The sequence below is a fragment of the Helicobacter sp. genome (genome assembly GCF_017502485.1).
Taxonomy (GTDB): domain Bacteria; phylum Campylobacterota; class Campylobacteria; order Campylobacterales; family Helicobacteraceae; genus Helicobacter_B.
Genome location: NZ_JAFVUX010000003.1, coordinates 44,118 through 60,571 on the forward strand (window position 1 = coordinate 44,118; position 16,454 = coordinate 60,571).

Genomic DNA, 16,454 nt, shown 5'->3' on the forward strand with positions numbered 1-16,454 from the left:
ATCCTCCTATAATGTATCAATATAGCCATCTTGCGGCAGGATTAGCGCAATATCGCGTGGTAGATAGAGCAAAATCTTATCAAAAAATATTTTATGGCTAAGCATATCGCCACAGACAAAGACTTGTCCCAAGGCGTAGTTCTGTGCCATATCGCGCACGAAGTTCCCTATAAACTCCGCTAGAGAATCTAGCACGCCAAAGGCTATCATCTCGCGCTCAACGCCTGCAAGCGCAAAGCTCATACAGCTGCGTAAGATTCTAGGGTAGTCAAGCTCCAAGCCACCTTGGGCAGTTTTTTTAAGCTTATAGTCAATGCGCGGACCTTTATCGCGCAAGCATAGCTTGGCATAATTTAGCAAGCTTTCTTTAGCATAATCATCGCTTGCACTACTCTTACAAAATCCAAGAACTCGCGCAATAATGGCAAATATATCAGTAAGGTTTTTTGAGATTCTAGGGGTAGAATCTAGGCTAGATTCTAGTGCGTTCAATGTTCCAAAATGTGCCTGATAGTTTGCTAGTAGTCTATCTGCACCCTTATACTCACGCGCTAGAGTCTCTAGCATAAAAGCTTCACTGCTAGCAAAGCACACAGGTAAAGCTTGCTTATAGCTCATACCATCATAAATCCATATCGCGCTATTATGAGAGAGAGAGAGATAGCACACAAGCATAAGGCTAGCATTTTGCTCACGCTGTGTTTTGGGCTTTAGAGTGTTAGGTTCTAGGGATTTGGTTTGTTCTTGTGCTATATCTTGGCGCGGATAATGCATATCGATAATACCAAGCAGATCGCGCTTGCTCTTGCGATCGTGTAGGTAGATTCCATCACGCCCATAAATAACACGCTCTAGCTTTGGTGCAGCATACAAAGAGGTGTATGTCAAGTGGGGAGACTTCTTGCTCTTGCGGATAAAGACATACTCTACCCCACAAGTGCGCGCACAAGAGCCTAGCAACATAAGCATAGGATCAAAAGCTAGCAGGCATTCAATCTCCACACCACTTACCAAAAGTTCATCGCTGAAGATGTTTTTGGGGCAGAGTTTCATACTAGGCTTTTCCACACTAGCAAGGCAGGATAGCTGGGCAGAATCTATACGCATAAAGCTTTGTAATGCTCCCATTTCCCAAAACATTAGCACGCTAGATTCTAGAGGCTTTGTAGATAGCTCATAGCACCCTCGTGTAGTGGCAACGATGATTGGCTGCGTGGAGAGAGAGCGAGCTAGAGAATCCAAGCAGGAAAACAGCGCGCTAGGAGTGATTGGCTTTAGACTTTGGCTAGAATCTTTCGCGTATATATGGGAGAGAAACTGCTTGCATAGGCGCGTAAAGCTAGAATCTCGCTTCTCAAAGCTCTGTATTAGTGCTAGGGTATCGCTTACCATAGGCAGGGGTTTAGTGCATTTGCGCACATTGTGGTAAAAGCGCAAGGAAGACTTACTCATATACTCTGGCTCTATATGATCAAAGACCACATACATACTTAAAGGCAAGGCGCGTGATAGCTCATTGGCAAACTCTAACACACGCTCGCCAAAATCCTTGGGCTTGGAGTCAGCGCACTGGCTGGTAGAATCTAGCGATCTTGGGGATTTTTGTTTTGTGGGCGAATAATCTTTGGTATCAGGGCTTTTTAGAATAAAGGCGTATTGATAGGGCAGATTTGTCTCGATAAATTCTTTGGCATAGGCAAGATTATACGCTTTGGCTATGCGTGTTAAGATTGCTTCAAATGGCGTGATATAGGAGATAGGCTTGCTTGTATGAAAGATAAAGGCGAGCAAGCTAGTAGCCTTTGTAGGAGTTGTCGGCGATGGTTTGGATAGGAGTAGAATCTATCTTTTTGCTATCAAAGCCGAGGGTTTGCAACTGGTTTAATACCTCTTGCTCTAAAGTCGCAAAGTGCGCGAGAAGCTCGCGTGATAGATTAAATGTGGTATCCTCGCCTATGATTTTTGGCACGATACCTATGATATGTAAAGGTGGGAGATCGCCAAGAAGCTCAATCATTCTTAGTGTTTGGAGCATTTCGACTTCGTGCGCACTTCCAGCCCAAGTGATAGCATCAGGGATTGCAGAAAATGGGAAGCTATACACATCGCCAACTTGCGCACCCTCGACATTAACGGTATCAAGCACAATCACAGAATCATACTCCACAATCATGGGGATAAGGGCTTGTGCGAGTGTGCCACCATCGACAAACTCCACGCTATGGCTTGATGAGGTGAATGTATAATTGACTTTCAGGTAGTTGCATAAATGCACGCCAATCCCCTCGTCGCCAAAAAGGATATTGCCTATCCCCAGCACCAAAACACGCAAACTTAGACTTTCAAATCGTTTTGATAGCGCACACCACTAATGATCGCATCTGCTCCACCATTTGGGTACTTCACAGAATTCCACACGACAAGATAAACATGCACGGGGATAAAAACCACAAATGCCCAAGTCAAAATATGATGAATCACACGGACATTTGCTAGTCCGCCGCAGAGTACTTCCACCCATTTAAAGCTAGCACCTAGCACAGCACCTAGCCCGCTATGATAAACATTTCCATAGAGTGCGACACCTGTTAGGCACACAAGTAATGTCAGCACACCAAGTGTAAAGTAAGTGATAAACTGCAGGGGATTATATGCACCCTCTATATGTGGGTGCTTACCAACAAATAGGTAGGTTTTAATCGAAGCGATCCATACTTTTACATCGATAAACTGCTTTAATGATCGCCGCTCCTCTTTGCTTCCTTCTTTATCAAAAAAGAAAAGATACACACGGAAAATCGATATTGCAATGAGAATGAAGCCTAAAATCAAGTGAATACTACGGATATAAGCTTGGGTAAAAAGTGTGGGCTCAGCACTTGGTGTAGGACTCAAAAATGGTAGTGCGATATAAAACCCAGTGCCAATGAGCCCAAAAATAGAAAAAGCACGCAACCAGTGAAAAATCCTAGTCAGCCCAGAAAACTCCGTATGCGCTTGGAAATCTCTCTTGCCAGAATTTATTGCTCCTCTCATGATCTCTCCTTATATGCGAGCAAATGATGGTGCTATTTTGTATTGACTAAGCTCCGCGCCTTTAGTATCCATAATATGCACTGCACACGCGATACAGGGGTCAAAAGAGTGTATATGGCGGATAATCTCTAAAGGCTTAGTAATATCGGCGACTTTTGTGCCAATTAGACTCATTTCATAGGGACCTTTCTTGCCTTGAGAGTCTCTTGGGCCGGCATTCCAGGTAGATGGCACGACTGCTTGGTAGTTCTCTACTTTGCCACCTTTGATTCTCACCCAGTGGCTTAGCATACCTCTAGGTACATTGCCGATATAGCGACCCTTATATTCTTTGCTCTCGTCGATGCTATAAGGTGCGCAGGTGCGCGTATCAACCTTTAGATTCTCCACTAGTGTATCAAATGCTTTTAGTCCATAATCACACAACACACGCGCTTCAATACATCTCGCCGCTGTTCTACCAAGTGTGGTAAAGAGTGCCTCTACCGGTAAGCCTGTTTGCTTTAAAAATTCTTGCGCCACTGGCGTGATGTAGGGATTTTTGGCTGCAAGCCCTACTACAACAGTCGCTAAAGGTCCCACCTCCATAGGCTCGCCATCATAGCGCGGAGATTTGATCCATGAGTATTTGCCATCGTGTTTAAGGTTTTTAGTGGGGATTTCCTTGCCATCTGGTCCTATGCTTACTCCATCATCAAAGCCTGTGTAATCTGGTGTTGTCTGTCCATCATAGGGGTGAAGCGCGACTTTATCAGTATTTTCATACTTATACCAAGAGTTTGTAACCTCTTCAGCGATTAGATTCTCATCTAAATCATAAAGCTTGCTTAAATCGCCATTTTTTACAATCCCTGTGCTATATAAATATTCATTCTCACTAACTCGCATTTCAGCGTGTGATAGGAAGTTTTTCACTCCGCAGCCTGTTTGCGCCACTGAAGGCTCACTAGCATACACTTGGGCTGCCATTACAAGATCTGCCCAATATGCGCGATACACGAAGTCCGCTACCATTTCAAACTTACTCTTCCACTCACCAAGCCTTGATGGATCTAAAATATCCATAACAGAAGTTATTCCGCCTACGGTCAAGCTTTGTGGGTGGGGCTGCTTGGCGCCAAAGATCGCCATCATTTTTGCCACTTCTCTTTGTATTTCAAGCAGTTTTAGATAGTGTGATAGGACAATGAGATTTTGTTCTGGGGAGAAACGATATGTCCTATGCCCCCAATAAGCGTTTTGGAATGGTCCTAGCGCGCCTTGCTGGACGAAGTCTCCTACGCGCTTTTGCACTGCTAGAAGCTCGTTTTCCCCAGCGCATAAAGGGATTTTAGCGTATTTATAGGCTTCTTTTGCTGCTTTTGCTGGGTCGGCTTTGAGCGCGCTAGTAATATCGCACCAATCAAGCCCGTGTAGCGTATAGAAATGCACAATGTGATCGTGCAAAAAGAGTGAGATATTCATAAGGGAGCGCACCATTTGGGCATTGAGCGGGGGCTTAATACCTAAGGCATCTTCAACAGCGACAATACCGGCTTTATAGTGGCTATATGTGCAAACGCCACAGATTCTTTGCGCGATGAAGCCTGCATCCCTAGGGTCGCGCCCTACGATGATTTTTTCTAACCCTCTCCATAGAGTTGATGAAGAAAACGCATCAACAATGGTGTTGTTCTCATCAACAATGACTTCTATACGCAAGTGCCCTTCGATTCTTGTGATTGGATCTACAATAATTCGCTTTGTCATTTTCTCTCCTTAATCCGTGCTATTTGGCTTTTACCATACTTGATACGACTGCGTGTGCGGCAATCCCCACAGCCGTTACAGCAAGCACCGCCGTGCCGATTGTATCAGCAGTTTTATCCGCGCCATAGCCATTATAGGCGGTGTGGAAAGGTGTGTTCCCTAAAGGTCGCTCAAATGGACTCATCGTATCCCAAAAGTTTGGCTCACTGCAACCAATGCAACCATGCCCTGCTTGTATGGGCCAGCTTGTATGGGAGTTGAAGCGCAATTTAGAGCAGTTGTTGAAAGTATAGGGACCTTTGCAACCCACTTTGTATAGGCAGTAGCCTTTCTCCGCGTTGCTATCGCCAAACGCTTCTACAAACTCGCCTGCATCAAAATGCCCTCTTCGTTCGCATAAATCGTGGATTCTGTGTCCATATGCCCAAGTAGGTCGCCCAAAAGCATCAGTTGGAGGTGTTTTACCAAACATAGCAAAATACAGCACATTGCCTACGATATTTTTCTCGCTAGGTGGGCAACCGGGGACTTTGATGATAGGCTTTGAGATGATTTTGTCAAGTGGCTGGGCGTTGGTAGGGTTTGGTGCAGCAGCTTGCACACCGCCATAGCTTGAGCAAGTCCCAATGGCAAAAATTGCCATAGCCCCTTCTGCGGCGTGCCGACACTCTTGCGCACCTGTTGTGCCATTTGCTCCAATGGTTAGGAAGTATTCACTACTACCTTTTGGTATCCCACCCTCTACCATTAAGATGTAGTTGCCGTGATGCTTTTTGATAGCAGATTCTAGGTTTTGGGTGGCTTGGTAGCCTGAAGCTGCCATAATGGTTTCGTGGTATTCAAGGTTGATCATATCAAAGAGTATAGAATCCACGCTTGGATCCTCTGTGCGGAGTAAGCTTTCACTGCAGCCGGTGCATTCTGCCATATGTAGCCAGATCACAGGCGTGCGGTTGGCAATCTCTGCAGCGCGAGCAGTGAGTGGTGCGAAGCTCGCTGGTAAGGAAAGTGCAGCAGTCATAGCTCCAGCCCATTTCATAAAATCACGGCGTGATATACCCTTGCTTTCTAGCTCTGCTATAAGCTCTTTGTCTCCGTTGTGTGCGGGGAGCTTTTCTATGGCATCAAGCCTAGCAGAAACTTCTGCCATAAGGGCTTTGGTGGTCTTTGTTTGAAGCAAACTAGAATCTATGTGGTTTGGCGCGACTTTTTTGTTTTTTTGCATTTTCTCTCCTTGGTAAGCTTATGATTCCTATGGTTGATTGTAGGGATAAAGTGCTAAAATATCACTTAAACCCCTAAAATTTGGGTTTGCACCCTCATTAATAGTAAAGTCCCAAATGTGGCAGCACTAAGTGCAGAAACTTAGCCAGAGTTACGACCTTATCACAATGCGGATTTTTCATCCTGCAGATCTCCATACCACTTAAGAGAGCTTTGACGCGTTGTCCTTGTCTTGGATAAGAAAATCTCTTGTGATCTCATTTTCATCAATGCAGATTTTATAAAACTCCAGCGTTAGAAGCCTCACCAATAGCCCAGATGAGAGCAAGACTTAGTAGCTATGTGTTTGTTTTGGTATAAAAAGTAATGATTCTAAAGCTATACACAGGGTTTGACATATGCACTTGGGCGATAGTGATTGTCTTTCATATTTTACTATCGCGTGTGTGGGATGTTGAGAAATTACGCAGGTATGGGGGAAAATATCGCAGTGGTAAATGTCGCTTGCTATCCCACTTTTGGTACGCGCTCCAAAGTCCTAATCCCACGCATACAAGCCACAGCCCCACATCAATCACGCTCTCATACAATCCAAAGTCAGCTAGAGATCCCACTGCTAAACTTACACAAGCAAGTAGGGCAAAGGTCATTGAGTATAGCCCACAAGCGATGATAAACCCTGCGATAATGGTTATCTGCACTCTAGAATCTATATGGTAGATATCCACCAAGCCTATGCCCAATACTCCAAGGTATAGCCACAGCCCAAAGCCACCCCATAGCATCAGTGTAGGAAGTGGCATTATGCGCGCTTCTAGCAAAGCTTTGTAGCGATCTTTTGTGCAACGCTTGAGCAAGATTCTAGCTAGGTAGCATACGCTAAGAGCTAGGCTAAGTACGCTAGGTGTATCAAAGCAGGCTACATAATATTCACACGCGCTATACCCTAGAATCTTCACATTACACGCTGCTACAATCACCACGCTTAGCACTGCCCCATAGCGTAGCTTGCCAAAAAATGCGAGCAAAAGTGCCAATAGACAGAGGCTAATCATTGCGCACCTCTTTGGCATCGTAAGCGTTTCTTTGCAAGGCGGAAAAGGAGCTGTCATTGTAAGTAAGTGCATTAGAATCTAGTCTTCTGTCATTGTGAGATTTTGTGGTGGTAAAATCGTGGCGACCCACTTTTTGCGTATTTGTATGGACCGCTTTGCCTTTTTTTAATACTTGCAGTGATGAAAAAAGAGTATTACTACTAGATTCTAGCTCTTGTGTGCTAGATCGTGCTTGTGTTTTATGCGCATTAAGCACTTGCTGCGCTTGTAGCACTAGGGCGGATTTGCTAAGGATTAGGCTTTTGATATGTGTGCGCTTGTAGGTGTAGGCAATATGCACTTGATCAAAAGAGAGCGCGACACTTGGGTAGGAGACTTCGCTAGATTCTATACTATCAAGCAAGGCTAGTGGCACAAACTCCACTTGCGCGCGCCCTAGGCTCTCTGGATTTAGTGCGAAGAGCCAGAGTTGCTTTCTTGCGTGGGGCAAACTAGAATCTAATACATTAGAATTTGGCGCATTAGATTCTAGTTTGGTAGGTGAAGAGATTGGGGGGGGGGGCGTTATGTAGTAGAAACACCACGCCATTTGTGCTAAAAAGTATAGAAGAGCTATTGTAGTTGATAAGATTACTAGGCTTTGGGGGTTGACATTGCATACTCTGGTGCGGCAAAGATGTAAGCTCGCATAGGCTTACTTGCATTGGACTTGGTGTGTAGTTACGATATACGCCTACGGCTGTTGTCGCGTTTAATGGGGCAAAGCTTGGCTGGAGTTTGGAGTGTGTCTTCGCCCCGATGGTGGGCAGTGGTTTAGTGATAGAATCTAGCTTCAAGCTAGGGTTAAAGTGTAGGAGCAGTGGATACTTGCGCGCTAGCTCGTGGTAAAGCGGTAGGATAAACCCACCATCTTCTAAAAGCAGAGCAGATGAGCGCACAAGGAAAGAGAGATTAGCAAAGGGGCTAAGTGTAAGCTCTTGCCTGAAGTGCAAATGCTCTAAAGTTTTATCAAACTCAAGCCAATATACCCTGCTAGTCGCCCAGCCTCCAAGGCTTACTCCCACGACAAACAAATGCACCCTTCCCCTAGAATCCACAAAGCTTACAGGGTTACCAAGTTTGGCGATAAACTTTCCGCTAAGGTGGGAGAGGAGGGCTGGAGTTAGGATTTCTCTAGGGGCACTCCATTTACTAGTTTTTAGCGTCGGCTTTTTGGCTAAAAATGGCGATTGTTGTGGCGAGTCGGCGGTTACATACGCCAAAGTATGCGCCTTTGACTCACCTTGCAAAGCCCCATTTTTATCACAAAAATCCTGCCACCCAGTCGCGTTTGTAGAAAACACATTTTGGGCGTTTGCGCAAATCCTAGAATCCTTTGCTGGCTCGTGTAGAGTTTGGGCTCCACTCCTAGAATCCACATTTTCAAACGAGGATTCTAGTTCAAGTTGCTCGCAGTAGGATTTTTCACGTGCAAATTTTGGGGCAGAGCTAGGCTTGTGGTCTGCGGTTGCTCCAAAATTTGCTAAATCTGCGAAATGCTTATCCGAAGCCAAATCTTTTACAAAAAAGCTTTGGTAGATTCCTACATCTCTCGCCCCTTCCCTACTCCCAGCAAAAAACAAAGCCATAAAAGCATAGGAGTCGCGCAGGCTTTGGGGTATGGCGGTGCGCTCAAGTGCAACAATCGTGCTTGCGTGCGCGCTAGGCGTTGGGTTTGGGATAGTGAAGTAGCAAGGCTCTAGCGCAGGATTTACACTAGAGTCTAACGCCATAGATTCTATCCCTATACTAGATTCTAGGCTAGAATCTAGTATAAACGCACGCAAGCTTGGCGAATTTGTCCTAAGCCACGCAAAAGCCATCGTTATTAGCATAAAGACTATGATAAAGCCCAAACCCCACTGCTTTGCGCGATTGCTAGGTATCATAGGTGGATTACAAGCTACTTGCTATGGATTTCATAAAGCTGCATAAGCTTTAGGTAGAAGTCTTCTTCACTCTTTGGCACAAGCACGCCATCATTAAGGGGCATAAGGTCATAGTGGAGCTTTTGGAGGTTGCTGAAGCGATTGGGGAAGAGATGGGCAATAAGCTTTGCTGAGATACTTGGGCGCACAAGCACACTAGGAGGTAGTAGTCCAGCCTTGAAAAACTCTAAGATAGATTCTGTATCGTAGCTGATGTGATGATGCTTGCCGTGTGGGCAGGTGGTGCGATTGACAAGCATTTGGCATACATCGCAATACACATACCCGCCTTTAATGCTCGTGCTAATCCCGCTTATCACATCAAGCACAGAATATAAAGTATTGCGCTCATAAAATACAGAGAGATTGGGGGTGTTGTCAGAGACGATGAAGTGCGTGCAGCCATAGTTCCTAGCGACCATTGCGTGTAGGAGAACATTGTTTGTCCCTGTGAAGAGATAGGTGTCATCAAGGGGGATGGTGCATATCCTATCGCTCATAAGATACTCGTGCATAGCCAGCTCCACACACTCCTTTTGCATATCATAGTGGATAATGGTGTGGCGATAGGGTTTTAGCAAAAATAGTACGACCAAATCGCTCATTGATAGTGCATCGCGGATTAGGGCTTCGTGTGCTTTATGGAAGATTTGTCCATCAAGCACGAGTCCTGTAATATGCTTGGCATTGTGTGCGGTGATTTGCTCCTGTAAGCTTGCTTTAGCTTCTTTAATATCTGGGAAATGTACTTGATACTCCCCGCACACTGCAAGATCTCCAAGCCTAGAGTAAATCCTATCAAACTCTGCTCCACCTTGCAGTCCTGTGAGCTGGATCGTGCGCACTTGGCGATCGATAGGGAAGACTTCTTCAACCCTTAAGTGCCCCACTTTTTTTCGCTCAAAGACAATATCAAGCATATCATTTGGCTTGGTGGATTCTAGCACTTTGCGATTTCTTTTACCCGCTGGGTTTAGCACAAAGGGCGTGAGATAAGAGTCTAAATGCAGGGTTTTGCTATTAGCTAGGCTTGAGATTGGGGCTAGTAAGCCTTCTTGGACTAGGGCTAGGGAGCTTAGGGCTTCTTTGTCGATGTAGAGAGCCTTGGGTGTTGGTGATTCAGCCTTGAGTGAGCAATTTGATGCGATTTGGGCAAATTGTGGGCAGTCATTACCATCTAGATAACTCCCGCCTCGAAATTGCCCAGAAGCCTGCAAAGTCTCACTGCAATGCTTAGAATCTAGTTTTTTAGATTCTAGTGTGTCTTGCTTTGAAGCAGTGCTAGCTTGTGGTGAAAGCAAGGGTGCTAAGCTTGTGGAGCTAGAATCTGTGCTGTGTCTTTGCATTGCTTAAATTCTCTCATTTTTTGCGTAAAAGTCCGTATTTCTTGCGCTTTTCCCACAGGCTTTTTCTGCTCATACCAAGCTTTTTTGCCAGCTCAATATCAGGGTAGCGACTCTCAAATTTGGCGATGATGGTTTTGACATAATCGTGTATAGACATAATATCCCCGCCTAGCTCTTGCGTGTTTGGGATATGTGAGATGTCGATCACTTGCTGGAACTGCACCTTATCTGTAGAGATAAAGGAAATAATCATAGGATACCTATGTGCCAGCTCTAAAAACTCCTTTCTCTCCTGTTTTTTTAGCTCTTCAAGGTTGGTAGCGTAGTAGATTTTCTGCTTTTGGGGGGTGTTTTTGAAGATATTTTTGTAGTCTTTGTCTTTTAGCGTAATAAATTCAAACAAGATATTTTTCTCCTTAGCGTATTTCATCGCATAAATATCCGCACTACGCTGGGAGGTGCTCTTAATGATAAATGGAGGATTATACTGTAAGAGACTTGGGGTGTTGAGCTCTTTTTGTATGAAGTCAAAGTAGGCATTATAAAAATCCAGCACGCGCTTTGTTTCTGCAAACTCATTGTAATGGCGTATTTTGCGCACAAGCTCATCGATCATAAAGGGCTTTAGTACATAGTCTCTAGCTCCAGCTAGCAGAGGTTTGCTTACGGTGTCATCGCTGATATATGAGATCATCATAATGATGATAGAATCACTATGCTGCTTAATGAAAAACTCGCAGTTTTGGTTGTAGATATTTGATGAGATCAAAATTGCGTGGTAGGATACGCGCTCTTTTGGGATACTTTGGCTAATGGTGCATTCATAGCCGGCATCACTAAGCTTGCCCGCGATGCTTTGGGCAAGATAGACTTCATTTTCTAAAATTAGTAATTTCATCGCATTCCTTTATCGACACATCTGCGCCACTTCTGTAAAAGAAACAAGCCTAAGGCAAACACTGCTCATCACACACACTCCCTCCGCTCTCCCTATAAAGCCTAGATACTCTGTCGTGGTGGCTTTGATATTGATAGCAGAGAGTGGCACGCCTAAAATCTCCGCGATCCTAGCGCGCATAGGTTGCTTGTATGTGCTAAGGCGTGGGGTTTGTGCGATAATGGTTAGATCAATATTATAAAGCTCATAGCCTACACTTTTGGCAAAGTCCCACACAATCTCTAGTAGCTTTGCAGAATCTGCCCCAGCCCATGTACTGCTAGAATCTGGAAACCACTCGCCAATATCTCCAGCTCCCATAGCACCTAAAATCGCATCAATCAAGCTATGCAGTGCGACATCACCATCGCTATGGGCTTTGAAGCCTAGCTCACTCTCTATTACCACGCCACCTAGCTTCATCACCTTGCCTACTTCAAAGCTATGTACATCAAGTCCATTGCCTACATAGGTGGCGCGTGTCCAGCTTGGTACTTCTTGCATAAGTACTTGCTCTAATGCGAGCAAATCACTTGCTAAAGTTATCTTCTCTAATGCTCTATCCCCTTGTATATAGCGCACTACTCCGCCATTTGCCTTAATGATTGAGCTCTCATCTGTACCTTGCTTAGATTCTAGTGCGCTGCGTAGTGTGCTTGTGCGCGAGAGCTGGGGGGTTTGGATTCTAGAGAGCTTGCTTCTATCAACATATGTGCCATCATAAATGCTTGTATCAGGCACCTCCAAAATCGGTGCGACACAATCCACCCTAGATTCTAGGCTAGAATCTAGTCCTGTAGCAATAAGTGCGGTAATGATATTTCGCCCCACTGCCACCACTCCCGCGCGCGCTACATCGCTTACAAGCACCCACTCGCTATTAACACATTGCATGGCATTTTGTAACGATTCTTGCCGAGAATCCCCACCAACTACAATGGTATAGGAGCAGAACTTTTGCATATAGGGAGCTTCTTGCTCGCTTGCAGTGATATAGATTTGTGCAAATGGATAGATTGCGCTTAGTGTATCGGCTACAAGTAACCATAGGGGCTTTTCTCCCACGCGTAGCCACTGCTTTTTGATCGCGTGTGTTTTGGGGGTTGTTTGGGTGAAGCGACTTGAACTGCCTGCTGCCATAAGGATAAGCGAGATAGACTCCCCCTGTGCTAAATGCGTAGAATCCCCACAAGACACGCTTGATCCTTGCTTGATAGGCGGAAGCGATTGGGTCGTTTTGTTTCTATACACCGCAAGCCTTTGTTTAGGAATGTTACAAAATTATACTTACTTTTGCTTAAACTTTTTTATCAAGCGCACACACGCTTCGCGATTATGGAATAAATAGTGCTTAAAATCATATACTGAAAGCCAAGGAGCATGTATGCTAGATGGAAAGAGCATTCTCATCACTGGTGGGACAGGGAGCTTTGGGAAGAGATTTGTCGCTAAAGTGCTAGAGCGGTATAAGCCAGCACGCGTGATTATTTATAGTCGCGATGAGTTGAAGCAGTATGAGATGGGCCAGTGCTTTAATGATAAATGTATGCGCTACTTTATCGGTGATGTGCGCGATGAGACTAGGCTAGAATCTGCTATGGCAGGGGTGGATATTTGTATCCACGCAGCCGCACTAAAGCATGTTCCCATAGCAGAATACAACCCCATAGAATGTATCAAAACCAACATTCAAGGTGCTAGCAATGTAATCCAAGCAGCTCTCACTAATGATGTCTCCCATATTATCGCACTCTCTACTGATAAGGCTGCTAATCCTATCAATCTCTATGGTGCGACCAAGCTCTGCTCAGATAAGCTTTTTATTAGCGCAAATAATATCAAAGGTAGCAAGCAAACGCGATTTAGTGTCGTGCGCTATGGGAATGTGCTGGGCTCAAGGGGGAGTGTGCTACCATTTTTCAAAAAGCTTATAGAAGAGGGTGCAAAGGAGCTGCCAATCACTGATGAGCGAATGACACGCTTTTTTATCACGCTAGATTCTGGGGTGGAGTTTGTGCTAAAGAGTTTGGAGCGGATGCACGGGGGAGAAATCTTCGTGCCTAAAATCCCAAGTATGAAAATCATTGATCTAGCGCGCTGCTTAGCTCCACACTTGCCTATGAAATTCATAGGAATCCGCCCGGGTGAAAAGCTACACGAAGTGATGATCCCAGAAGATGACTCAAGGCACTGCTATGAATTTGATGATTTTTATGTGATTGAGCCTAGCATTGTCTTTCAAACGCCCATTGATTATAGCGTGAGTGCTAATGGACAAAAAGGCGTACGAGTAAAAGAAGCTTTTGAATACTCTAGTGCGACTAATACGCTTTGGCTAGATAGCAAGCAAATTAGCACGATTATTTAAAGCTTGCGCTACTGCTCACCTTTGCCAAAGGCTAGAATCTAGACATTTTTAGGTTATAGCTAGTTCTTGTACTTAAAAGTAAAAGATATGCTTGTAAGCTGGGCTATCGCATTAGGATTTGGTGGAGTTGTAAGCACTTCTTTAAGCAAACTTTAGTTAGAATCTCTACTTATTTTTGCCAGAATTTATGCGGAGATTTTGAAGGATAGTAAGGAGTGTGTATGGAGCATCTTTTGGATGATGTGAGTGTTGTTGATATACATATTGATGACTCTATTAAAGAGAGCTATTTGAATTACTCTATGAGCGTGATTGTAGGGCGCGCGCTCCCTGATGCTAAAGATGGCTTAAAGCCCGTGCATAGAAGGATTCTCTATGCAATGAACGACTTAGGTGCAAACTCCCGTGCCAAACATAAAAAAAGTGCGCGTATCGTGGGTGATGTCATAGGGAAATACCACCCCCACGGCGATATAGCTGTGTATGATGCACTTGTGCGTATGGCGCAAGACTTTTCTATGCGCTTGCCTCTTGTCGATGGACACGGGAACTTTGGCTCAATCGATGGGGATAATGCCGCTGCTATGCGCTACACAGGTGCGCGTATGGCATCAGCTAGTGAAGAGATTTTGCGTGATATTGATAAAGACACGGTGGAGTTTGTTTCAAACTATGATGATAGTTTAAAAGAGCCAGATGTCTTGCCAAGCAGGATTCCTAATCTGCTTGTCAATGGCTCAAGTGGGATTGCCGTGGGTATGGCGACAAGTATCCCACCACACAGACTTGATGAGATTATTGACGCGCTTGTGTATGTGGTTGATAGCCCAGAAGCATCGTTAGAGGAGCTGCTTTCTTTTGTGCAAGGACCAGACTTTCCTACAGGTGGGATCATCTATGGGAAGCAGGGTATTGTTGATGCGTATCGCACCGGGCGAGGTAGAATCCGCGTGCGCGCTAAAACCCACATAGAAAAAACCAAGACTAAAGATATCATTATCATCGATGAAATCCCCTACCAAGTCAATAAATCTAAGCTTGTAGAGCAAATCAGTGAGCTAGCTAGGGATAAGGTTATAGAAGGGATTGCTGAAGTGCGTGATGAGAGCGACAAGGAAGGTATGCGCGTAGTTATTGAGCTTAAAAAAGATGCGATGAGTGAGATCGTGCTAAACAATCTCTATAAATCCACCACTATGGAGAGTACCTTTGGGATTATCTTGCTTGCTATCAACAACAAAGAGCCAAAGATTTTCACACTTTTAGAGCTATTAAATATTTTTATCTCTCATAGAAAGACAATCGTTATCCGCCGCACGATTTTTGACCTAGAAAAGGCAAAGGCTAGGGCGCATATCCTAGAGGGGCTCAAAATCGCGCTTGATCATATCGATGAAGTCATCGCTCTTATCAAAGCAAGCGCCAATACCGAAGAAGCACACGATGGGCTTATGGAGAAGTTTGGGCTAAGTAGTTTGCAGGCTAAAGCGATTTTGGAAATGCGCTTGCAGCGACTCACAGGGTTAGAGCGCGATAAAATCGAGCAAGAATACGCCGAGCTACTAAAGCAGATAGAATACCTAACAAGTATTCTAAAAAGTGAAGAAAAACTTAAAGCGATCATTAAAGAAGAACTACTAGAGATTAAAGAAAAATTCTCTAGCCCAAGACTTACACAAATTGAAGAAGACTATGATGCAATTGATATAGAAGATCTAATTCCTAATGAGCCAGTGGTTGTTACAATGAGTCATCGTGGTTATGTGAAGCGCGTATTGCTAAAAAATTATGAAAAGCAGCACCGAGGAGGGAAAGGCAAGATCAGTGGCAATACTCACGCAGATGACTTTATAGAATCTTTCTTCATCGCAAACACGCACGATACGATACTATTTATCACCAACAAAGGGCAACTTTACTGGCTAAAAGTCTATAAGATCCCAGAAGCAGGGCGAACTGCTATTGGCAAGGCAGTGGTCAATCTCATCAATATTCAGCCAGATGAGAAGATTATGGCAACAATCACTACAAAAGACTTCAATAGTGATAAATCTCTAGTATTCTTCACCAAAAACGGCATTGTCAAGCGCACAAATTTAAGCGAGTATAGTAATATCCGATCTGTGGGCGTGCGCGCCATCAACCTTGATGAAAATGATGAGCTAGTGAGTGCTAGAATCATCACCCAAGAGATTAAAGAACTTTTCATTGCCACGCATAAGGGTATGTGTATCCGCTTTAGTGTCAATGATATACGCGAGATTGGTAGGGTGAGCCGTGGTGTTACAGGGATACGCTTTAAAGAGCAAGATGACTGCGTGATCGCTGCTACGACCATAGGCAGTGATAATGACAAGCTTTTAACCGTGAGTGAGCAGGGCATTGGCAAGCAGACACTTGCAGGAGAATACCGCTTGCAATCGCGCGGCGGCAAAGGCGTGATTGTGATGAAGCTTACAAACAAAACAGGCAATCTTGTAAGCATTGTCAATGTCAATGATGAAAATATGGATTTAATGGTGCTTACGACTAAGGGCAAGATGATACGCGTAGATACCGATGCGATCCGTGAAGCAGGACGCAATACAAGCGGTGTTAAAATCGTCAATGTAGGGAGTGAGAAAGTCGCTTTTGCAGTAACTTGTCCCAAAGAGGAGATAAGTGAGAGTGAAGCAGAGTAAAACGGGGGGAATCCACTTCCAACTATCCACGCCTTTAGGTTTATAGCACGCGCTGGGGTTTTTCTCTTTAGCTTTTGTACATTTTTTCCTT

Annotated in this window: 13 protein-coding genes; 2 read left to right on the forward strand and 11 right to left on the reverse strand. The window is 44.6% G+C overall.

Going from position 1 to position 16,454, the window contains the following annotated elements; genetic code table 11:
• Positions 1 to 6: 6 nt before the first annotated feature.
• The 11 genes from IKB69_RS00950 to IKB69_RS01000 all read right to left on the reverse strand — a co-directional run bounded on the left by IKB69_RS00950 (position 7) and on the right by IKB69_RS01000 (position 12,565).
• Positions 7 to 1,791, reverse strand: a complete 1,785-nt coding sequence (locus IKB69_RS00950; RefSeq protein ID WP_290945186.1) for a hypothetical protein — start codon at positions 1,789 to 1,791, stop codon at positions 7 to 9.
• Position 1,792: 1 nt separating this feature from the next.
• Positions 1,793 to 2,332, reverse strand: coding sequence for a HyaD/HybD family hydrogenase maturation endopeptidase (locus IKB69_RS00955; RefSeq protein WP_290945188.1), 540 nt, complete (start codon positions 2,330 to 2,332; stop codon positions 1,793 to 1,795).
• 2 nt (positions 2,333 to 2,334) lie between these two features.
• Positions 2,335 to 3,036, reverse strand: a complete 702-nt coding sequence (gene cybH, locus IKB69_RS00960) for a Ni/Fe-hydrogenase, b-type cytochrome subunit (protein WP_290945190.1) — start codon at positions 3,034 to 3,036, stop codon at positions 2,335 to 2,337.
• 9 nt (positions 3,037 to 3,045) lie between these two features.
• Entirely contained in the window at positions 3,046 to 4,785 is a 1,740-nt protein-coding gene (locus IKB69_RS00965) for a nickel-dependent hydrogenase large subunit (RefSeq protein WP_290945192.1), read from the reverse strand.
• A gap of 19 nt (positions 4,786 to 4,804) precedes the next feature.
• Positions 4,805 to 5,935, reverse strand: coding sequence for a hydrogenase small subunit (locus tag IKB69_RS00970; RefSeq protein ID WP_290945240.1), 1,131 nt, complete (start codon positions 5,933 to 5,935; stop codon positions 4,805 to 4,807).
• Positions 5,936 to 6,434: 499 nt separating this feature from the next.
• Positions 6,435 to 7,064 (reverse strand): hypothetical protein, encoded by a 630-nt coding sequence (locus IKB69_RS00975; protein ID WP_290945195.1) that lies wholly within the window; start codon positions 7,062 to 7,064, stop codon positions 6,435 to 6,437.
• Positions 7,057 to 7,653 (reverse strand): hypothetical protein, encoded by a 597-nt coding sequence (locus IKB69_RS00980; protein WP_290945196.1) that lies wholly within the window; start codon positions 7,651 to 7,653, stop codon positions 7,057 to 7,059. The genes IKB69_RS00975 and IKB69_RS00980 overlap by 8 nt, the downstream gene beginning before the upstream one ends.
• Entirely contained in the window at positions 7,586 to 8,992 is a 1,407-nt protein-coding gene (locus tag IKB69_RS00985) for an exo-alpha-sialidase (RefSeq protein ID WP_290945198.1), read from the reverse strand. The genes IKB69_RS00980 and IKB69_RS00985 overlap by 68 nt, the downstream gene beginning before the upstream one ends.
• 14 nt (positions 8,993 to 9,006) lie before the next feature.
• Positions 9,007 to 10,377, reverse strand: coding sequence for a sulfate adenylyltransferase (locus IKB69_RS00990; protein WP_290945200.1), 1,371 nt, complete (start codon positions 10,375 to 10,377; stop codon positions 9,007 to 9,009).
• A gap of 13 nt (positions 10,378 to 10,390) precedes the next feature.
• Positions 10,391 to 11,275: a response regulator gene (locus IKB69_RS00995; RefSeq protein WP_290945202.1), complete on the reverse strand. Its 885-nt coding sequence runs from the start codon at positions 11,273 to 11,275 to the stop codon at positions 10,391 to 10,393.
• 9 nt (positions 11,276 to 11,284) lie between these two features.
• A complete protein-coding gene (locus IKB69_RS01000) occupies positions 11,285 to 12,565 on the reverse strand; it encodes a bifunctional 2-C-methyl-D-erythritol 4-phosphate cytidylyltransferase/2-C-methyl-D-erythritol 2,4-cyclodiphosphate synthase (RefSeq protein WP_290945204.1) in 1,281 nt (426 codons plus the stop codon).
• A gap of 133 nt (positions 12,566 to 12,698) precedes the next feature.
• On the opposite strand from IKB69_RS01000, the gene pseB reads away from it, so the two are divergent.
• Positions 12,699 to 13,682: a UDP-N-acetylglucosamine 4,6-dehydratase (inverting) gene (pseB, locus tag IKB69_RS01005; RefSeq protein WP_290945206.1), complete on the forward strand. Its 984-nt coding sequence runs from the start codon at positions 12,699 to 12,701 to the stop codon at positions 13,680 to 13,682.
• 221 nt (positions 13,683 to 13,903) lie between these two features.
• On the forward strand, positions 13,904 to 16,363 hold the full coding sequence (gene gyrA / locus IKB69_RS01010; RefSeq protein WP_290945208.1) for a DNA gyrase subunit A: 2,460 nt from the start codon (positions 13,904 to 13,906) through the stop codon (positions 16,361 to 16,363).
• Positions 16,364 to 16,454: the final 91 nt, after the last annotated feature.